The sequence below is a fragment of the Halomonas sp. TG39a genome (assembly GCF_000744395.1).
Classification (GTDB): Bacteria; Pseudomonadota; Gammaproteobacteria; order Pseudomonadales; family Halomonadaceae; genus Vreelandella; species Vreelandella ventosae_B.
The window spans coordinates 2,235,679-2,255,209 of the sequence record NZ_JQLV01000001.1; the positions used below are offsets into that span (position 1 = coordinate 2,235,679).

General features: G+C 53.8%; 17 protein-coding genes. 5 read left to right on the forward strand and 12 right to left on the reverse strand.

Annotation, left to right across the window (positions count from 1 at the left end):
* Window positions 1-44 precede the first annotated feature (44 nt).
* The 3 genes from U738_RS10005 (at window position 45) to U738_RS10015 (ending at window position 2,891) form a co-directional block, all read left to right on the forward strand.
* Entirely contained in the window at window positions 45-443 is a 399-nt protein-coding gene (locus U738_RS10005) for a PA2779 family protein (protein WP_035579800.1), read from the forward strand.
* A gap of 14 nt (window positions 444-457) precedes the next feature.
* A complete protein-coding gene (locus U738_RS10010; protein ID WP_035579803.1) occupies window positions 458-1,396 on the forward strand; it encodes a PA2778 family cysteine peptidase in 939 nt (312 codons plus the stop codon).
* 373 nt (window positions 1,397-1,769) lie between these two features.
* Entirely contained in the window at window positions 1,770-2,891 is a 1,122-nt protein-coding gene (locus U738_RS10015; RefSeq protein WP_231896838.1) for a GGDEF domain-containing protein, read from the forward strand.
* Window positions 2,892-2,917: 26 nt separating this feature from the next.
* Here U738_RS10015 and sthA read toward each other — a convergent pair whose 3' ends face one another.
* The 9 genes from sthA to U738_RS10060 all read right to left on the reverse strand — a co-directional run bounded on the left by sthA (window position 2,918) and on the right by U738_RS10060 (window position 12,626).
* Window positions 2,918-4,309, reverse strand: coding sequence for a Si-specific NAD(P)(+) transhydrogenase (sthA, locus tag U738_RS10020; RefSeq protein WP_035579809.1), 1,392 nt, complete (start codon window positions 4,307-4,309; stop codon window positions 2,918-2,920).
* 61 nt (window positions 4,310-4,370) lie between these two features.
* Window positions 4,371-4,625: a (Na+)-NQR maturation NqrM gene (gene nqrM, locus U738_RS10025; protein WP_022523176.1), complete on the reverse strand. Its 255-nt coding sequence runs from the start codon at window positions 4,623-4,625 to the stop codon at window positions 4,371-4,373.
* A gap of 232 nt (window positions 4,626-4,857) precedes the next feature.
* Entirely contained in the window at window positions 4,858-6,090 is a 1,233-nt protein-coding gene (nqrF, locus tag U738_RS10030; RefSeq protein ID WP_035579811.1) for an NADH:ubiquinone reductase (Na(+)-transporting) subunit F, read from the reverse strand.
* Between the two features lie 71 nt (window positions 6,091-6,161).
* Window positions 6,162-6,779, reverse strand: coding sequence for an NADH:ubiquinone reductase (Na(+)-transporting) subunit E (gene nqrE, locus U738_RS10035; RefSeq protein ID WP_009286984.1), 618 nt, complete (start codon window positions 6,777-6,779; stop codon window positions 6,162-6,164).
* Window position 6,780: 1 nt separating this feature from the next.
* A complete protein-coding gene (locus U738_RS10040; RefSeq protein WP_035579814.1) occupies window positions 6,781-7,449 on the reverse strand; it encodes an NADH:ubiquinone reductase (Na(+)-transporting) subunit D in 669 nt (222 codons plus the stop codon).
* 2 nt (window positions 7,450-7,451) lie between these two features.
* Entirely contained in the window at window positions 7,452-8,273 is an 822-nt protein-coding gene (locus U738_RS10045) for a Na(+)-translocating NADH-quinone reductase subunit C (RefSeq protein WP_035579817.1), read from the reverse strand.
* The gene (locus U738_RS10050) at window positions 8,273-9,499 is read right to left on the reverse strand and encodes an NADH:ubiquinone reductase (Na(+)-transporting) subunit B (protein WP_035579821.1); all 1,227 of its coding nucleotides are present in this window, start codon (window positions 9,497-9,499) and stop codon (window positions 8,273-8,275) included. Before U738_RS10050 ends, U738_RS10045 begins: the two co-directional genes overlap by 1 nt.
* Window positions 9,499-10,863, reverse strand: a complete 1,365-nt coding sequence (locus U738_RS10055; RefSeq protein ID WP_035579824.1) for a Na(+)-translocating NADH-quinone reductase subunit A — start codon at window positions 10,861-10,863, stop codon at window positions 9,499-9,501. The genes U738_RS10050 and U738_RS10055 overlap by 1 nt, the downstream gene beginning before the upstream one ends.
* A gap of 308 nt (window positions 10,864-11,171) precedes the next feature.
* Window positions 11,172-12,626: a glyceraldehyde-3-phosphate dehydrogenase gene (locus U738_RS10060; RefSeq protein WP_035579826.1), complete on the reverse strand. Its 1,455-nt coding sequence runs from the start codon at window positions 12,624-12,626 to the stop codon at window positions 11,172-11,174.
* A 233-nt stretch (window positions 12,627-12,859) separates the two neighbouring features.
* Between U738_RS10060 and mfd the strand changes: the two genes are divergently transcribed.
* A complete protein-coding gene (gene mfd, locus U738_RS10065; RefSeq protein WP_172821671.1) occupies window positions 12,860-16,309 on the forward strand; it encodes a transcription-repair coupling factor in 3,450 nt (1,149 codons plus the stop codon).
* A gap of 93 nt (window positions 16,310-16,402) precedes the next feature.
* The gene (locus U738_RS10070; RefSeq protein ID WP_035579829.1) at window positions 16,403-17,572 is read left to right on the forward strand and encodes a L,D-transpeptidase family protein; all 1,170 of its coding nucleotides are present in this window, start codon (window positions 16,403-16,405) and stop codon (window positions 17,570-17,572) included.
* Between the two features lie 186 nt (window positions 17,573-17,758).
* On the opposite strand, the gene U738_RS10075 is transcribed toward U738_RS10070, so the two are convergent.
* From U738_RS10075 to U738_RS10085, 3 genes are all read right to left on the reverse strand, one after another.
* Window positions 17,759-18,022 (reverse strand): Lpp/OprI family alanine-zipper lipoprotein, encoded by a 264-nt coding sequence (locus U738_RS10075; protein ID WP_022523170.1) that lies wholly within the window; start codon window positions 18,020-18,022, stop codon window positions 17,759-17,761.
* A gap of 230 nt (window positions 18,023-18,252) precedes the next feature.
* On the reverse strand, window positions 18,253-18,891 hold the full coding sequence (locus U738_RS10080; RefSeq protein ID WP_035579831.1) for a L,D-transpeptidase family protein: 639 nt from the start codon (window positions 18,889-18,891) through the stop codon (window positions 18,253-18,255).
* A gap of 154 nt (window positions 18,892-19,045) precedes the next feature.
* Window positions 19,046-19,510, reverse strand: coding sequence for a hypothetical protein (locus tag U738_RS10085; protein ID WP_035579834.1), 465 nt, complete (start codon window positions 19,508-19,510; stop codon window positions 19,046-19,048).
* Window positions 19,511-19,531 lie beyond the last annotated feature (21 nt).

Sequence of the window (19,531 nt, forward strand, 5' to 3'; positions counted from 1 at the left end):
TACTCATCCCACACCACCCCGACTAGTCTATAAGGAAGAAGACGATGAAAACATTGCGTGCTTACCTCTCCACCCTGTTGATTGCAGCGCTTGTTATTACCAGCTTACCCGTTGCAGCGGCCCCTACTGCGCCTCAATCCATGGATTTAGTCACTACCCAATCTGCTTTGGCAACTGACCATGCTGGCGCTGATCGCGAGCGTATCAACGAAATTCTAGCCCGCGCCGATGTGCAAGATCAGCTGGTAAAACAGGGTGTTGATCTGGACGAAGTCGAGGCTCGCGTTGCATCACTCAGTGATGCTGAAGCGCAGCAAATGGCCGAACAGCTTGAGCAACTGCCTGCCGGTGCTGGCGTTGTAGGCGCCTTATTTGCCGTTTTCATCATCCTGCTGGTAACCGATATTCTCGGCCTGACCGACGTTTACCCGTTTACTCGTTAATCAATAGGCAGCACATGACCTACCTGCTTACTAACGCCCGCTTTGCGGGCGTTTTTATTATGCTGCTACTACTTAGCGGCTGCGCGCGAAATCCGGTATTACTGCAAAGCACCTATCAAGCGCTACCACCCCATGCAGAAATCACCAACGTGCCGTTTTATGCCCAAACGGAATATCAGTGCGGCCCTGCCACGCTGGCGATGGTACTCAATCATCAGGGTGTCGACACCGACGTTGAAGAGCTGATTCCTCAGGTATTCCTACCCGGCCGCGATGGCAGTGTGCAGCCAGAAATGCTAGCGACAGTGCGGCGGCATAAGCAGCTGGCGTTTCCTATTCGCGGCACCATGGATGCCCTATTAAACCATTTGGCAGCGGGCGATCCGGTGGTCGTCATGCAGAATTTGTCGCTGCCGATTTACCCTATGTGGCACTACGCCGTCGCTATTGGCTACGACCTGCCCAGTGAAACGCTCATCCTGCGCAGCGGCGAAATTGAGCGTCATACGATGTCGTTCAGCCGCTTCGATGCCACCTGGGCACGTACAGAACGCTGGGGGTTTGTCGTCGCCGAGCCGGGCACACTGCCCGAGGGCATTACCGCCCGTAACGCGCTGGAAGCGATTAGCGCCTACGAAGAGTCCCATGGGCCGCTCGCCACGCTTTCAAGCTGGCAAGCGTTTGTAGAGCGCCATCCTGGCAATGCCATGGGGCAGTTTGCGCTAGGCAACGCGCTTTACGCTGACCAACAACCCTACAACGCACGCAAGGCGTTTGAGCGGGCAACCGAGCTGGATGAGTCAATGGGCGCGGCATGGCTAAATCTAGGCCTTTTACTACTGCAAAGCGATGCGCCTGAAGACGCGCGCGAAGCATTAACCCACGCTGCCTCCCTTGATGGTAGCTGGCGAGAAAAAGCACGCTTAGCCTTAGACTCTCTAAATAACGATTAAATATCAATCACTAACAGCGTTATTAATAATAACGAGCACAAGTATGATCCTGCAATTAGTAAAGTTGTGGGATGGCACATATGGCAAGCGAGTGCTTAAGTTGCATAAGGATGATGTTTTAAAGCTGTTCATTGGATTACCTAACCATAAACGGGAGAGGTGCCATGCGGAACTGCCCTTTGCAACGGAAGCACTCTGCTGATGACCCCACTTTTTCGCCCAACGAATTTGCGCCTACTCGGCAGTATGTAAAGAGGGGCGTCACTACTGCCAGCTCGTTGATTATCTCAGGATGATGCGTCTGTTTTTACGTCAGCCTGGCGGGCGCTTTGCGTCTGTTTTTGCTGCCATACTCTGCGCAATGTCCGTAGTAATGGCTAGTTACGTCTACAGTGCTTGCCAAAAAGCCAGTGCTGACTACACCACGTTGATTAGCGACATTGTGCTCGCTCAACAAGCGACACCTCAGTTACGGGCCGCTCTAGAAGAGGGTAGCCGCCGACCTCGCAACGAGCATATTGAAATCATCGATTACTTTACTACCCTGTCCAAGCAGCATTTAGATAACCTCCAGAGCAGTATTGAACGCCATCGTTATATCATTTCGGATGTTGAGTATCTCAAAAACTATTTTAATAGGCTTAATAGCCACCTTGCTAAATTAAACCAGCAAACGCGCGAGGCTCAACGGCGACCAGAACTTATCGAATCATTACAGGATACGGCCATGGAGGTCGGTGCCTCTCAAGTATGGCTGTATAATCAACTGCTAGAGGACGTTCGCACCATTGCTGGTCAACAGCGCTTGATTATGCAACGCCTGTCGATCGCCGTGAGTGTGCTACTGGTGTTAATGGTCAGCGCGGCAACCACACTCTGCCTGGCAGTTATTTACCTGCGCCGTCAGCGCAACACCATGCATCAACTAATGCTAACCGATGAACTGACCGGGCTATATAACCGGCGACACTTGGTCAAAGTCGTCTCCGCCGCGCTCACCCAGGCACAGCGTGCTCAGGCACCGTTGAGTCTAATGCTGCTGGATATCGATCACTTCAAGAAAATCAACGACACCTATGGGCACCCCATCGGCGATGAGGTGCTACGCCAGATTAGTAAGCAGCTTCGCCTGCTATGCCGGCCATCGGATACATTAGCGAGAATTGGTGGCGAGGAGTTTTGTTTATTGATGCCCAACACTGCTACCCATGATGCGCTACAGGTAGCCGATCGGCTGCGCCGCGAGATTGAAGTTCATACGCTGATTGATGAAGTGCTACACGCCAATCCGACTATTAGCATTGGCGTTACGACGTGTCAAAGTGGCTCGCTGACGTTTGAGCAGCTTTACTCGTTTGCCGACAAAGCGCTCTACCAAGCCAAAGCACTGGGGCGCAACCGCGTTGAAAGCCTGTTGCCCCCTAATGCCCCCTCACCTTATAACGACCCACTAACTTACGCTCACACCCTGATTCGCGAGCCCAGCGACTCCTAAACCTCGACGGAACAGCGAAGCTCCGGTTAGAAAACCCGGTTTAAACCGTTCTGCGCAGCCACCCGGTATGCTTCTGCCATGGTGGGATAGTTAAAGGTGGTATTCACGAAGTACTTGAGCGTATTGGCATCGCCCTCTTGCTGCATGATGGCTTGGCCGATATGCAAAATTTCCGAGGCCTGATCACCGAAACAGTGGATGCCGAGGATTTCCAGGGTGTCCTGATGGAAAAGAATTTTAAGCATGCCCACGGTATCACCGGTAATTTGTGCCCGGGCGGTATCTTTGAAGAAGGCTTTGCCTACTTCGTAGGGCACCTTCGCTTCGGTCAATTCACGCTCATTAGGGCCAAAGGAACTGATTTCGGGGATGGTGTAGATACCGGTGGGCACATCACTGACGAAGCGATACTCTTTGTCGAGCAACTCATTGCACGAGTTCAAGCCTTGATCGTAAGCTGCGCTGGCCAAACTCGGCCAGCCAATCACATCGCCTGCGGCGTAGATATGCGGAACTTCGGTACGATAATGCTCATCAACACTGAGTTGCCCGCGTCCATTGGCGTTTAAGCCAATATTCTCCAAACCTAAACTATCGGTATTACCCGTTCGGCCATTGGCCCATAAAAAGGCGTCCGCGCGAATTTTCTTACCTGACTTGAGGCGCACAACGACGCCTGACTCATCGCCCTCCACACTGTCGTATTCTTCATTATGACGAACCAACACACCGTGCTTACGCAAATGGTAAGAGAGCGCATCGCTAATCTCGTCATCCAGAAACGACAGCAGGCTGTCGCGGTTATTAATTAGATCGACCTTGACGCCCAAACCGGAAAAGATCGACGCATATTCACAGCCAATCACACCAGCCCCGAAAATGACCAGAGTACGCGGGGTATGCGAGAGGCTTAATATGGTGTCAGAGCAGTAAATACGCGGATGGCGGAAGTTAATATCCGCAGGGCGATAGGGACGTGAACCGGTGGCAATGACGATTTTCTTAGCCACCAGCTCTTCCATGCCCTCCTGGCGGTCACGCACCACCAGGGTATGCTCATCCTTAAAACGGGCGACGCCATGGAACAGGTCGATGCGGTTTCGCGCATAGAAGGTGGTGCGCATCTCTACCTGTTTATCGATCGTACCGCGTGAACGCTCCATGACTTTGGGAAAGGAGAACCAACGTGGCTCACCGATATCGCGGAACATACGGTTAGTGTTGAACGCCATGATCTGTTTGACCTGATGACGCAACGCTTTGGAAGGAATAGTACCCCAGTGAGTACAGTTGCCACCGACCTGCGCCTGCTTCTCAATGATCGCTACGCGCTTACCATGCTTTGCAGCGTTGATGGCAGCGCTTTCCCCCGCAGGCCCCGTACCGATAACCACCACATCGTAATTGTGAACCGCCATGCTCTCTGCGTCCCCTTGCTATTTTTGATCAATCATTCCCGCTGCATACACCGCAGTCTTGTTAGCGACGTGTAGCGTCATAGCCCAAATCGGCACCACGGCTTTCATCGCTACGGCGACGCACACCACCTCGCTTGCGGTTCTCTTCTTCACAAACCTCATCTTTGCCACCGCAGATATCACAGCCATCTTTCATGCCGATTTGATTCAAACCGCCGCAAGAACCGGCAATTGGTTTGCGGCCCATGATGACGCCCACAGCCATAGCACCCATAATCAGTGCCATGAAACCGAATACCAGTAGCCAAATTGTCATATCAACCTCCCAGCTTTACATTGCTTCGCTTAAAATTATTGGCCTTACCTGACGACAACAGCCGTAGTGATAAGTGCCTCACGGTCATTCATCATTAAAATGATTATACCTTAGCCAAGCTCCTCTTATCAGCGCGGTGATAAGTCATTCCCTTCACAAAGTTATATAAACAAACGGGGCCAGCCCAAAAGGCCAGCCCCGCTTAACGCTACTATCGACTTACGCCGACCGTTTAGCCACCGAAATCATCCAACAGGATATTTTCCGGCTCAACGCCCATATCAAGCAGTAGCTTGATAACCGAGGCGTTCATCATCGGCGGTCCACACATGTAGTACTCACAATCTTCAGGCGCAGGGTGATCCTTCAGATAGTTTTCGAACAGTACGTTATGGATAAAGCCTGTCGGCCCTTCCCAGTTATCTTCCGGCTGAGGATCAGACAGCGCCAAGTGCCACTCAAAGTTAGGGAACTCTTCGGCTAACTTGTCGTACTCTTCGTTGTAGAAGGTTTCACGCCAGGAGCGTGCACCGTACCAGAAGGTAATCTTGCGTTCAGACTTCAAGCGCTTCAGCTGATCGAAGATGTGACTGCGCATCGGTGCCATACCTGCACCACCACCGATAAAGATCATTTCGGCGTCAGTATCACGGGCAAAGAACTCACCGAACGGCCCCATCACAGTGACCTTATCGCCTTCTTTAAGATTAAAGACGTAAGTCGACATTAAGCCAGGCGGATGATCCGTGCCCGGAGGCGGCGTGGCGATACGGATGTTGAACTTGAGGATACCCTTCTCATCCGGGTAGTTCGCCATGGAGTAAGCGCGAATCACTTCCTCGTTGCTCTTGTGGGAAATTTTGAACATATCAAATTTTTCCCAGTCACCCCGGTACTCCTCTTCAATATCAAAATCAGCAAACTTGACATCGTAAGGCGGCGCAACGAGCTGGACATAGCCACCGGCACGGAAGGCGACTTCTTCACCCTCAGGCAGTTTCAGGTTCAGCTCTTTGATAAAGGTGGCCACATTGGGGTTAGCGATAACCTCGCACTCCCACTTCTTAACCCCAAAGACCTCTTCAGGCACTTCGACTTTCATGTCCTGTTTCACAGGTACCTGACAAGAGAGGCGCCAGCCCTCTTTCTTCTCACGCATGGTGAAGTGCGACTCTTCAGTGGGCAGAATAGAGCCACCGCCCTCTTCTACCCGGCACTTACACTGGGCACAAGAACCGCCGCCACCGCAGGCGGAAGAGAGGAAAATGCCGTTGGCTGCTAGCGTGTTTAGCAGTTTGCCACCGGCCTGGGTCTGCAATGTGTGCTCGGGGTCGCCATTGACCTCAATGGTCACGTCCCCACTACTCACAAGCTTGCTGCGCGCTGCCAGAATGATCGCCGTTAAGCTAATAACGATGACCGTGAACATGACAACACCGAGCAAGATGACTGTTGTATCAACCATGTCGGTTTCCTATTGCTGGAGGTTTCTATTACCCAGCGGCGTCTGGCACCGCTGGGAAAAACCGGCTCCGATTAAAGCTGAATGCCCGAGAAGGACATAAAGCCCAACGACATCAGCCCCACGGTGATGAAAGTAATGCCCAGCCCTTGGAGGCCACCCGGCACATCGCTGTACTTCAGCTTTTCACGAATACCCGCCAGGGCAGCAATAGCCAATGCCCAACCGGTGCCCGCACCGAAGCCATACACCACGGCTTCGCCAAAGTTATAGCTACGCTCCACCATAAACAGCACGCCACCAAGAATGGCGCAGTTAACGGTAATCAGCGGTAGGAAAACCCCTAGCGCGTTGTAGAGCGACGGCACGTACTTATCAAGGAACATTTCCATGATCTGTACCAGCGCGGCAATAACACCGATATAGGAGAGCAACCCAAGGAATGAAAGGTCAATGTTTTCAGCACCGCTAATACCGGTCCAGGTCAACGCGCCTTCCTGCAGCAGGAAGGTATAGACAAGGTTGTTAACCGGTACGGTGACGGTCAGCACCACAATAACCGCAATGCCCAGGCCAATCGCTGAGGAGACTTTTTTGGAAACCGCCAAGAAAGTACACATCCCCAGGAAGAAGGCCAGCGCCATGTTTTCTACAAACACCGAGGCAACAAAAAGACTCAGATAATGTTCCATGTTACACGGCCTCCTTGGGCTTGGTGTTTTCCTTCATTTTGAACTCATTATCTTCTACCTGCTCAGGGTTAACGGAACGCATCACCCAAATCAGTAGACCGATAATAAAGAACGCGGAAGGCGGCAGTAACAGCAGACCGTTGGGAACGTACCAGCCACCGTTTTGGACGGTCTGGAGGATAGTAATCCCGAATACGCTACCTGCCCCCAGCAGCTCACGGAAGAAACCCACCACCATGAGTACAAAGCCATAACCGAGGCCGTTGCCGATACCGTCTAAAAACGACATGCCCGGGGTATTGGACATCGCAAAACCTTCCGCACGCCCCATGACGATACAGTTGGTAATGATCAAGCCCACAAATACCGAGAGTTGCTTAGACATCTCATAGGCATACGCCTTGAGAATCTGATCAACCACGATAACCAGCGAGGCAATAATGGTCATCTGTACGATAATACGAATCGAAGAGGGAATATGATTCCGGATCAACGATACGAACAGGTTAGAAAATGCCGTTACGAAGATAACCGCCAGCGCCATAACGAGCGATACGCTCATGCTGGTGGTTACCGCCAGTGCTGAACAGATCCCCAGAATTTGCAGCGCAATGGGGTTGTTATGAAAAATCGGCGCCGTTAAAACGCCTTTTGCATTTACGTCCGCCATGATCAGGCCCCCTCAACGTCTTCGAAGTTGGTATCGGTCTCTTCGGCGTCTTCCGGCTCTGTACCACTGCGGAATTTAGCCAAATAGGGACCGAAAGCTTCTTCGCTTAGCCAGAACTGCAGCATATTAGTGACGCCGTTACTGGTTAGCGTAGCGCCAGATAGCGCATCGACTTCGTATTCGTCACTGGCGCCGCCTTTGGTCAGGTGAATTTCCGGTGAGAGGTCACCCTCTTCATCGTAAATTTTCTTACCTTCCCACTGTGCTTGCCAGCGCGGGTTATTAACTTCAGCACCCAGGCCTGGCGTTTCGCTGTGCTCGTAGTAGGTGATACTGACGATGGTATTGCCGTCACCCTCTACGGCCAGGAAGCCGCGCATTAAGCCCCACAGGCCTTGACCACGAATCGGCAGCACGATCTGTTCCGGGTCGTCTTCACCACCAATCAGGTAAACCGTGGCGTAGTTTTCGACGCGTGATAGACCCGCGATGTCCTGCTCGCCAGAAAGCGTGCGACCCGAGGCGGGATCACGAGCAGCTTCAAAGCTATCGTAGGTATCGGGATCAAACTCATCAGAGTACTCGCCCGTATCCAGGTCAACGACTCGAGCAGTGATCTCGTCGCTAAATACCTTTTCAACGTCCATACCCGGCTCATAAAGCTTGGCAACGTTTAAGATATTAGTTTTACGATCAAGCTCCTGGTTAAGCTGCTGCATGGGTCGCAAAGCGACCGCAGCGGTCGAGACGATGACGGAGCACACGATACACAGTGAGAACGCCACAATCAGGACTTTTTTGATGGAGTTGTTACCTTGTGCCATTAGGCAGTCTCCTCGGCCGGAACGCCGGTACGCTTCACGCGACGCTTAATGTTGGCCTGGACGAAGAAATGGTCAATCAGCGGTGCAAACAGGTTAGCGAACAGAATTGCCAACATGATGCCTTCCGGGAAAGCCGGGTTCACAACGCGAATCAAGACGGTCATCACACCTATCAGCGCACCAAACAGCAGACGACCTTGGTTGGTCATCGAGGCTGACACCGGATCAGTCGCCATGAATACCATACCGAAGGCGAAACCACCGATGACCAGATGCCAGTACCACGGCATGGCAAACATTGGATTCGAGTCAGACCCGATCAGGTTAAACAGCGTACTGGTTACCACCATGCCCAGGAACACCCCCAGCATGATTCGCCAGGAGGCAATCCCCGTCCACAGTAGCACTGCAGCGCCGATAAAGATCGCCAGCGTCGAGACCTCCCCCACTGAGCCGGGGATAAAGCCAAGGAAGGCATCCCACCAGCTAAAGGCGTCGGTCAGCGCAGACATACCGTCCTGGAACGCCATTGAGAGTGCCGTCGCACCGGTATAGCCATCGGCGGCCACCCATACAGAGTCACCGGAGATCTGCGCTGGGTAGGCAAAGTAAAGGAATGCACGGCCGGTTAGCGCGGGGTTCAAGAAGTTCTTACCCGTGCCACCGAAGATCTCTTTACCGATCACCACACCAAAGGTGATGCCCAGAGCCACCTGCCACAACGGAATAGTAGCCGGCAGGATCAGCGCAAACAGCACCGAGGTAACGAAGAAACCTTCGTTAACTTCGTGGCCACGCTTGATAGCAAAGAGCACTTCCCAGAAGCCACCAACCACAAAGGTGACAAGATAAATGGGCAAGAAGTAGGTAGCACCGAGGACAAAGTTAGCCCAGAAGCTGCTTGGGTCATGTCCACCAGCCAACGTCATCATAATGGCTTCACGCCAGCCAGCCATAGAGGCATAGCCTGCGTCGATGGCGGTGTTAGCCTGCCAGCCTGCGTTCCACATACCGAACAGCATGGCTGGGAAGGTACACATCCATACGGTAATCATGATGCGCTTTAGATCGATACCATCACGCACGTGCGCAGTGGTTTTAGCCACGCTCGGCGGTGTATAGAAAATGGTATCTACCGCTTCAAATAGCGGATAGAACTTTTCGTACTTTCCGCCTTTGTGGAAATGCGGCTCGATATTTTGGAGTGTCTGTTGAATACCCATCATCAGGCCTCTTTCTCGATCATGGTGAGATTGTCACGCAGGATGGGGCCATATTCGTATTTGCCGGGGCAAACATACGTGCACAGCGCCAGATCCTCTTCGTCCAGCTCCAAACACCCAAGCTGCATGGCAACCTCAATGTCGCCCACGATCAACGAACGCAGTAGCTGAGTTGGCATGATATCCAACGGCATCACCGTTTCATAAGCACCTACCGGCACCATAGCACGCTCGGAGCCATTGGTAGAGGTGGTCGGCGCATAGTTGCTTAAGCCTTTAATCTTAGAGATGTAGATACCTAAGACCGAGTGGCGATTAGCACCGGGAGAGAGCCATCCCATAAACGTGCGCTTGTTGCCTTCTTCCAGCAAACTTAGTTGATTGCTGAAGCGGCCAAGGTAGGTCAACTTACCTTCAGCGGCAAAACCAGAGAATACTGAACCAGAGATAACGCGGGTGTCATCGGGTTTGATGATTTCGCCTGCCAAGAGTTCATCCGTGCTGGCGCCGACACGTGTACGGACCAAGCGAGGGTTTTCAGCACGCGGGCCACCAATGGCGACCACTCGGCTCATATCCAACTTGCCTTCGACAAAGAACTTACCGAACGCGATAACGTCCTGATAGCCGATGTGCCACACTTTTTTATGCAGTGCGACCGGCGAAAGGTAATGAATATGGGTGCCGACAAGGCCTGCCGGATGCGGTCCAGCAAAGCTTTCTGTCTTTACGCCATCCACATCACCGCCCGGAATTGAGGCGTTTTCGCCTGTACCGTTTTCGCCTGTACATAGGAAGACGTTGCCCTCGGTCAGGCGCGCTAACACCTTGAGGCCATCCTCGAATGCCTGCGCCTGTTCATTAATGATCAGGGCAGGGTCAGGGCTAAGTGGATGCGTATCCACGGCAGTTACAAAAATATCGGCCGGCGTGCTATCAATGGCCGGCGTGCGCGAGAAAGGACGAGTGCGTAATGCAGTCCAGAGTCCCGACTCTACCAGTTGGTCGACAACGACCTGACGCTCAAGCTGCACTAAGGCATTACGATCGTGAGCCGCGAATTCAACCGCTTCCTCAGTTTCGTCGACTTTGATCACGACAGATAGTAAACGACGTTTTTCGCCACGGTTTATTGCAAGCACTTCACCGGCAGCGGGCGCTGTATAGCGCACACCATCAATTTTCTTATCGGTGAAGAGCAATTGGCCTAGTTTGACCTTATCCCCTTCCTGGACTTCCATTGTCGGCTTCATGCCAACGTAGTCAGTTCCCAGGATTGCCACATGGCGCACAGCCTGCGCATCTTCAATACGCTGCTCGGGCGCTCCCGTGATGGGGAGATCCAGGCCTTTTTTGACTTCGATCATAGTCTCGCCCAGTTGTTGGATCGGATATACGAAGGTATGGGGTTCGAATGCTTATGTTCTGCTCAGTGAATTGTTATTTTCTGCTCAGATCGTTACCAGTCCGGCCCAAGCAGCACTTGAACCACCCCGAAAAATCCATCGTATTATAAAGATAAGCGCGTCCAATGACCACATCCCTGAGGGCCACCTAAAGTGTTATAGACAACGAAAAAAGGCTTTATTGAGGTAAAAAAAACGCCACCCTAAGGTGGCGTTGGTAAACGCAATGAGCCGGACAGCCCCGCATAAGGGCAATCTGGCCCCTGAGGTTAGCGCGGCAGCTTCAAAAAACGCACGTTAGACATCTGCTGTAAAATACGCACGACTTGGCAACTGTAGCCAAATTCATTGTCGTACCACATGTATACGACCGCATGATGGCCATTAGCGATAGTCGCTTTAGCATCGACAATACCGGCATGGCGGTTGCCCACAAAGTCCGATGACACCACCTCTGCAGAGTCGACAAAGTCGATTTGCTTCTGGTAGGCGGACTCAATCGACATGCGCCGCAAGTAGTCATTAAGTGCGACTGCGTCGGTGGTTTTATCGAGAGTCAGGTTAAGAATGGCCATTGAGACATTGGGGATCGGCACGCGAATAGCATTACCGGTCAACTTACCTTCAAGCTCAGGCAGCGCTTTGGCTACCGCCTTGGCGGCTCCTGTCTCGGTCAATACCATGTTCAGCGCCGCACTACGGCCGCGACGGTCGCCTTTATGGTAGTTGTCGATCAAGTTCTGGTCGTTGGTATAGGCATGCACGGTTTCCACATGACCATTCACCACACCGTACTCATCGTTGAGCACCTTCAATACCGGAACGATCGCATTGGTAGTGCAAGAGGCAGCAGAGACGATGAGATCGCTGTCGCCAATGGATTCGTGATTAATACCGTAAACGATGTTTTTAATATCGCCTTTACCCGGTGCCGTTAGCAACGCTTTGGCAGCGCCTTTACACTTCAGGTGCTGGCCCAAACCCTCTTCATCGCGCCAGATACCGGTATTATCAACAATCACCGCGTTATCGATATCATACTCGGTATAGTCAATCTCGCTGGGCGAGTCGGCGTAAATGACCTGAATCACATTGCCGTTGACCGTCAGCGTGCGGGCATCGGCATCGACCATGATGGTGCCATCAAAGGGCCCGTGCACGGAATCACGGCGCAGCAGGCTAGCGCGTTTTTCCAGGTCTTTGGCTACATCGCCACGGCCGCGAACCACAATAGCGCGCAAGCGTAACAAGTTACCGCCACCGGCTTTCTCAATCATCACCCGTGCCAGCAAACGGCCAATGCGGCCAAAACCGTAGAGCACCACATCTTGCGGCTCACCGGTGCTGGCACCTGGCTGGTAGCCATCAATAATTTCGTGGAGCTCTTTACGCAGGAAGGCGTCGACATCGCCACCGCCCTGGTTCTTGAACATCACCGCCAGCTTGCCTACATCCACGTGGGCGGGGCCAAGGTTCAAAGCGACCATGCCCTTCACAATGGGGTAAGTATCCTCAACCAAGAGCTCAGTGCCTTCTATTTTACGCACGAAGCGGTGGTCTTTAAGGATACGAATGACCGAGCGTTTGATCAGCGAACGTCCGAACATGGTGGCAACGACATTATTCTGACGATAGAGCTGCCCTACTAACGGGATCATCTGCTCCGCCAAGGCTTCGTTGCCTTGCCATTCTTGAAAAACGTTTTCGAGCGCTTGCTGACTCACGTGCGGCCTCATCAGATAGTGGAAACGGTGGGTGTATTATCCGGGGCGAGCTACGCGGCCGCAATGAATGGATAGTCGCACACCATGTAGGGGTATTACAGAAACGCCGATCTCACTACAAAACGACCTTATGGGAAAAGATTCAGCCGCTACCATCCGTCGCGGCACTCTAACTGAAACGGGTGATCGTGTATGATCTCCCTTCCGTTTCAGCGCAAAACGATATCTTGCTTATGCCGACATTCTCACTGCTCGAACCGCCCCAGCCTCAAGGGACTCGCGATACGCTCTACTGGACATCGCCGCCGGGCAGCGCGACGGCGCTGGCACTCTCCCGCGTTGCTGCTAAAGCCCCCCTATTGGTGATCACTCCCAATACGGCCAGCGCCCAGCGCCTGGAACAAGATCTCTACTTCTATAGCGATGTACCGGTACTGCCTTTCCCCGACTGGGAAACGCTGCCCTACGACAGTTTTTCTCCCCACCAGGATATTGTCTCGGCCCGGCTGCGCACCCTGCGTCAGCTGCAAGATGGCGTGCGCGGCATTGTGCTGGTGCCGATCAATACGCTGATGCAGCGCTTACCCCCAGTTGAATATATCGCCGGTCGGGTAATGACGCTTAAAACCGGCGAGCGATTGGATCGCGAAGGGTTTCGTGAATCGCTCTCTCGGGCGGGCTATCGCGCTGTCGAAACCGTGTATGAGCCCGGCGAATACGCCATGCGCGGTGCGCTAATCGATCTGTTTGCCATGGGCATGGACGAACCGATCCGCATTGATCTATTCGATGATGAGATCGACTCCCTGCGCCACTTCGATCCCGGCAGCCAGCGCTCTACCGACAAACTAGACACCTTGGAGCTGCTACCCGCACACGAATATTCGTTAAGCCGCAGCGCTATTGCCTGTTTTCGCGAGCAGTTTGAGACCCTGTTCGACGTTGACCCCCGACAGTGCCCGCTCTACAACGATGCCCTGAAAGGCATTCCGTCACCGGGGCTTGAGCACTACCTGCCGCTGTTTTTCGAGCAGACCGCATCACTGTTTGACCACCTGACGGACGATACCCGGGTAGCGCTACTGCCAGGCGTTTTTGATTCCGCAGAGCAGCACTGGCAATCAATTGACGCCCGATACGTTAACTTGGGCGTTGACCCCACACGACCGCTGCTGCCCCCGCACCGGGCATTTTTTCCGGTCAATGACGTATTCTCGGCAATTAAAGCCCGACCACGTATCGAACTTACTGAGGATACCGAGCAGCGCCACGCGCAGCAGCCTGAAGCCGCGCCGCTCCCTACGCTGTCTATTAATGCTCGCGCCAAACAGCCGTTAGCCGAGCTGTCGGCGTTTCTGCACGCCCACGCTCAAACCCGGGTGCTGTTTGTGGCGGAGTCGCGGGGCCGGCGTGAAGCGCTCGAAGAGATCCTGGCGCCTCTCGGACTCGCACTACCCCATACCGATAGCTTCCACGATTTTCTTGCCAGCGGCCAACCCTATGCCATCACCGAAGGCTTGGTGGATAGCGGCCTATGGCTGAATAACCCAAGCGTTGCGGTGATTAGTGAAACCGAGCTGTTTGGCGACGTGGTACGCCAGAGTCGACGGCGCGAAAAAGCCACCGACGACAACGAGCTTGCGGTACGTCATCTGTCGGAGCTGCGCGAAGGCGCGCCAGTGGTTCACCAGGCCCATGGCGTTGGCCGCTACCTAGGACTGGAAACCTTAGAGGCCGGTGGCCAGGCGAATGAGTTCCTGGCGCTCTCCTACGCCGATGGCGCCAAGCTTTATGTGCCCGTCGACAGCCTGCATATGATCTCCCGCTACAGCGGTGCCGGTGATGAACTGGCGCCGCTGCACAAACTAGGCTCGGATCAGTGGGAAAAAGCCCGCCGTAAAGCCGCCGAGAAAATTCGTGATACCGCCGCGGAATTGCTGGATGTCTACGCCCGCCGGGAAGCCCAGCAAGGGGTGGTCTACGAAGCGCCAGGCGAGGAGTACCTGCGCTTTGCAGGCAACTTCCCGTTTGAGGAAACCCCCGACCAGCACGCGGCAATTGAAGCGGTGATCAGCGACATGACCTCGCCACAACCCATGGATCGCGTAGTGTGTGGCGACGTCGGCTTCGGTAAAACCGAAGTCGCCATGCGGGCGGCGTTTCTGGCCGTGCAGTCTGGCCGTCAGGTGGTGGTTCTGGTACCGACTACCCTGCTGGCGCGCCAACACTTCGAGAACTTCCGCGACCGCTTTGCCGATACCGCCGTCAATATTGGCCTCATCTCGCGCTTTACCAGCGGCAAAGAGGTCACCCAGACGCTCGAGAGCATTAAAAGCGGCCAAACGGATATCGTCATCGGCACCCACAAGCTGCTCGCTAAAAGCGTTGAGCTGCCCAAAATGGGCCTGCTGATCATCGATGAGGAGCACCGCTTTGGCGTTGCGCAAAAAGAGAAACTCAAAACGCTGCGCGCTGAAGTCGATATTTTAACGCTGACCGCCACCCCCATACCGCGCACGCTGAATATGGCCATGAGCGGCATCCGTGATCTGTCGATCATTGCCACGCCACCCGCTCGACGCCTCTCGGTCAAAACCTTTGTCCAGCAGCACGACGCCAGCATCATTAAGGAAGCCCTGCTGCGCGAAATACTCCGCGGGGGCCAGGTTTATGTGTTACATAACGAAGTCAAAACCATTGAGAACAGTGCTGAAAAGATCCGTGAGCTGATCCCCGAGGCACGCGTGGGCGTTGCCCACGGCCAGCTTCCCGAGCGCAGCCTGGAACGCATAATGTCGGACTTCTACCACCGCCGCTTTAACGTGCTGGTATGTTCGACCATTATTGAAACCGGCATTGATGTGCCGAGTGCCAATACCATTATTATTGAGCGCGCCGATAAATTTGGCCTGGCGCAACTGCATCAGCTGAGGGGCCGGGTTGGGCGTAGCCACCACCAGGCTTACGCTTACCTACTGACCCCGCCACCCAAAGCGATGACCCGCGATGCCATCAAACGCCTGGAAGCGATTAGCGCTTCGGACGATTTAGGCGCAGGGTTTACCCTGGCCAGCCACGATATGGAAATCCGTGGCGCAGGCGAACTGCTAGGGGATGAACAGAGCGGCCAGATGGAAACCATCGGCTACACGCTCTATATGGAGATGCTGGATCGTGCGGTGAAGGCCATTCGCGCCGGCAAAACGCCCAATATCGATGCACCCTTCAATACCGGCGTGGAGATTAACCTCAACCTGCCCGCACTGATCCCCAATGATTACATTCACGATGTCCAGCAGCGGCTGGTGATGTATAAGCGGATTGCCAACACCCAGAGCGATAGCGAGCTTAAAGAGTTACAGGTTGAGCTAATCGACCGCTTTGGCTTGCTACCCAACCCGCTGAAAAACCTGATTCGCCAGACCAAGCTGCGTCACCGTGCAGAGCAGCTGGGTATCAGCAAGATTGAGGCCGGTGAAAGCCGCGGCAGGGTGTTGTTTGATAGCAGCACCCAGGTGGATCCATTAACCTTGGTGACACTAATTCAGACCTCTCCAGCACATTACCGTTTAGACGGTTCTGACACCTTACGGTTTGAATTACCAATGGAAAGTGTCGACAAGCGCTTCCAGCAGCTTGAGAACCTACTTAGCACCCTTAATCAAAAAGTAGCGGCGGCGTGACGCATGGGGCAAAATTGCCAGTAGCCAGCCGCTAATTAGCAATAGTGGCCCCACAACGCGCAGCAGCAGTGAATCAACACATTAGGAACGACCATGAACATTCGCAATACCTTTACCCTTTGGGGCCCCACCAGCTTGGCCGTGCTATTAGCCGCCAGCCTGATTAGCCCCGCTTATGCGCAGCCGGTTGACGAGCAAGCCGATAACTCAGCCCAGGCGCAAGAACAGCAGACGCAGGAACAACCAGAAGAGGCCTCACAAGAGCAGGCACAGGAAGTCAGTCTCGACGCCGTCGATAGCGCTGCTCAGGTTGCCGACCGGGACGAGCTGCCCCGTGGCCACTTTCGCCTCCCTGAAAATGGCGATGTGATTGGCGAACGCTACACGGTCGTCGTTGAAGACCCCAAGCAAACGCTGATTGATATCGCCCGCCGCCACAACATTGGCTATGAAGAGATCCGCATGGCCAACCCGGGCGTCAGCCTATGGGTACCGGGAGTAGGCACCGAGGTGGTGATCCCCACCCAATACATTCTGCCGCCCGCGCCGCGCGAAGGCGTTGTCATCAACCTTTCTGAGCTGCGCCTCTACTACTACCCTGCCGACAAGCCCGGTATCGTCGAAACCTACCCGGTCAGCGTAGGACGTGAAGAGTTTGCCACCCCTGTGGGCATCACCCGCACCACGGTTAAAGTTAAAGACCCCGCCTGGGCTCCACCGGCATCTATGCGTCGCGAAGCAGCCGAACGCGGCGACCCAGCGCCTTCCGTAGTGCCACCTGGCCCTGACAACCCCTTAGGCGAGCACGCGATCCTGCTGGCGATGCCGAGCTATCTGATTCACGGCACCAACCGTCCCGATGGCGTGGGCATGCGAGTTAGCCGTGGCTGCATTCGCATGTACCCGGAAGATATCAAATCGCTTTATGAGCGCTTGCCCAGCGGCACTCAGGTCAACCTGATGGATGCACCCTTCAAAGCGGGCTTTGCTGCCGACGGCACGCTGTTTGTACAGTCGTTTCCGCAGCTGGAAGAGAATGTGGAAGGCTTCGAGCCACTGCTTAACGCCCTGGAGCGCGTCACAGAGCTGACTGACAACGACGCTGAAATAGACGCCGAACGGATTCAACGCGCCGTAGAAGCCCCTGACGGTCAATTTATCGCCCTCTTCGGCCCGCAGGCTCCTGAGCCAGAACCCGAGCCTGTTGAACTGATCGACGAACTTAAGCTCAGCGTCAATCAGGACACTGATAAAGACGCCTAAACGACGCCCCTGCAGTATAAAAGCAACAAAAAACCCCGCCGAAGCGGGGTTTTTTGCGTAGCTAGTAAAATAACCTAATTGTCTGACGCCTTAACTTACAGCGCCCTCTTTTCGATGTATCCACTAACTACATTTTCCAGCAACTGCGAAGAGAGCCGGGCGACCCCCTGAGCAGCCCAAGCAGAATTACTTCTGCATGGAGCGCTGGAACATACGGTTCATTTCTTCACGGTTCTGCTCAGACATCTGCAGAGCAGCCTGCGCATCGCGCTGGGCTTGGTTTGCAGTGTTCATTGCTTGTGAAGCCATGCTACGTGCTTCTGCAGCGTCAGCCTGTGCAGATTCAGCAGTCATGCGAACTTCTTCCAGCGCGCTGGTAGAAGCACAACCAGCAAGAATTGCCAGTGAAGCGGCAGCAGCAGTCATCTTCAGAGTAGTTTTCAGAGTCATAATGTTCTCCTTGAGTCGTCCTTGGGTACTACGTTAAGGGTATGACAAAGGTAAGGCTAGTCACTTAAGTCAGAATAAGTTCTTAGCTTAAATTTGTCTACCTGCGGTGCAGGTTCTTTTCAGTGACTTGTGCTGCAAAGCACGCAAGTCAAACGCTGTTTTATAATAGACTACAGCGGTTGTCTATAGCCACTTATTTAAAACCTCGAACTTCCATCAACGGCAACAGCTTAACGGATCACTACACGTGTGCCAACACCCACTAGCTCGGTCAAGCGATCAATTTGCTCGTTAGTCACAGCGACACACCCTTGGGTCCAATGATAGCGCCCGTGAATATCGGGATCCGCGCTACCCAGACCGTGTATCCCGATCGCTCCACCCAGTGCGGTGTTTTGCGGCGGGTGGCCGTAACGTCGATAGTAGTCGAAGTAATCATCATAGTCAGCTTGGGAATAAATGCCTTTTTCCAGCGCCATTCTCGCATGCAACGGCGTTGGGTAATCAATGCCAATGAATGTACGCCACTGGCTTTCATAATTAAAACGATTGACATGAAACTCGCCCATGGGGGTCACATTATCGCCGCGCACACGCTGGGTTTTAGCCCCCGCGCGGCCAAGCGAGATGGGCGCAAACCGCTCCAGTAGCGCATTGCCACGGAAGACGCTAAGAGTCGCCTCTTTATCATCCACCAGCACCCACAGCTCGTTGCTATGGCGCGGCACATGGGCGCGGCTAAGCATTGTCTCTATAAGATCAGTTGAGGCAGACTGACCGGGCCCGGCAGGCGCGGTGACGGCAGCGCTGGCCACGGCCGGCAAACTCAGTACCATGGCTAAAAATCGGCGGCGATTAACTAAAAACATGAAAGCTCTCGAAACAGGTTAGCCCGTGATTGACCGACTGGGCACATCTGGTGGCTGTTATACCTTATTCCCACATCCGCCGTTAGTAATTTCGTCATGGTCACGCCTGACGCACCCCATAAGCCATTAGCTACAAACGACTGATAGAGACCCATTAAACGCCCTGCAACTCTTCCATACTGGCCACTATATGGCGTATTTCAGAATTATGCCCTTGAGCCAGAGCGTTGAAGAATTCCTCTTCAGGCTCAATTTTCGCACGCGAAGCGCGATGTTCGTAAAGCCCTTGAAGGCGCTGGTGCGAGGACGTTGCTGTCCTCATCGCATCCTCTAAGGAGCCGGCTATCGTTTGCTCTGCCAGGCGATCCAGTTCAGGCGGCTGGGGAAAATCGCTCGAATCATCGAACCATAATTCCAGCACCTCTGACTGATCAGAGCCGTCATGAAAGAGCTCTTCAAGGCCCGTTTTCATCTTTAGCTCGCGGCTGGCCAGGTAATTAAAGGCCATCTGTAGGCGTTCATTGTCCGCTTTACCAGCGGCCTCGCTATACTGTTCCGCCATCCGCGCATGAAAACCAGCGGCCCATTCGACTAAATCTTTGACTTGGTTGTAGCGCATTATGATCTCCTTTCCTGACTA

Excerpts from the sequence above, each read along its gene's own strand:
- U738_RS10085 (WP_035579834.1), bottom strand. The coding sequence starts at position 19,510 with ATGCGCTACAACCAAGTCAAAGATTTAGTCGAATGGGCCGCTGGTTTT.
- U738_RS10050 (WP_035579821.1), bottom strand. The coding sequence starts at position 9,499 with ATGATGGGTATTCAACAGACACTCCAAAATATCGAGCCGCATTTCCAC.
- U738_RS10055 (WP_035579824.1), bottom strand. The coding sequence starts at position 10,863 with ATGATCGAAGTCAAAAAAGGCCTGGATCTCCCCATCACGGGAGCGCCC.
- nqrM (WP_022523176.1), bottom strand. The coding sequence starts at position 4,625 with ATGACAATTTGGCTACTGGTATTCGGTTTCATGGCACTGATTATGGGT.
- U738_RS10045 (WP_035579817.1), bottom strand. The coding sequence starts at position 8,273 with ATGGCACAAGGTAACAACTCCATCAAAAAAGTCCTGATTGTGGCGTTC.
- U738_RS10005 (WP_035579800.1), top strand. The coding sequence starts at position 45 with ATGAAAACATTGCGTGCTTACCTCTCCACCCTGTTGATTGCAGCGCTT.
- U738_RS10015 (WP_231896838.1), top strand. The coding sequence starts at position 1,770 with ATGGCTAGTTACGTCTACAGTGCTTGCCAAAAAGCCAGTGCTGACTAC.
- sthA (WP_035579809.1), bottom strand. The coding sequence starts at position 4,309 with ATGGCGGTTCACAATTACGATGTGGTGGTTATCGGTACGGGGCCTGCG.
- U738_RS10010 (WP_035579803.1), top strand. The coding sequence starts at position 458 with ATGACCTACCTGCTTACTAACGCCCGCTTTGCGGGCGTTTTTATTATG.
- U738_RS10070 (WP_035579829.1), top strand. The coding sequence starts at position 16,403 with ATGAACATTCGCAATACCTTTACCCTTTGGGGCCCCACCAGCTTGGCC.
- U738_RS10040 (WP_035579814.1), bottom strand. The coding sequence starts at position 7,449 with ATGGCGGACGTAAATGCAAAAGGCGTTTTAACGGCGCCGATTTTTCAT.
- U738_RS10080 (WP_035579831.1), bottom strand. The coding sequence starts at position 18,891 with ATGTTTTTAGTTAATCGCCGCCGATTTTTAGCCATGGTACTGAGTTTG.
- U738_RS10075 (WP_022523170.1), bottom strand. The coding sequence starts at position 18,022 with ATGACTCTGAAAACTACTCTGAAGATGACTGCTGCTGCCGCTTCACTG.
- nqrE (WP_009286984.1), bottom strand. The coding sequence starts at position 6,779 with ATGGAACATTATCTGAGTCTTTTTGTTGCCTCGGTGTTTGTAGAAAAC.
- mfd (WP_172821671.1), top strand. The coding sequence starts at position 12,860 with ATGCCGACATTCTCACTGCTCGAACCGCCCCAGCCTCAAGGGACTCGC.
- nqrF (WP_035579811.1), bottom strand. The coding sequence starts at position 6,090 with ATGGTTGATACAACAGTCATCTTGCTCGGTGTTGTCATGTTCACGGTC.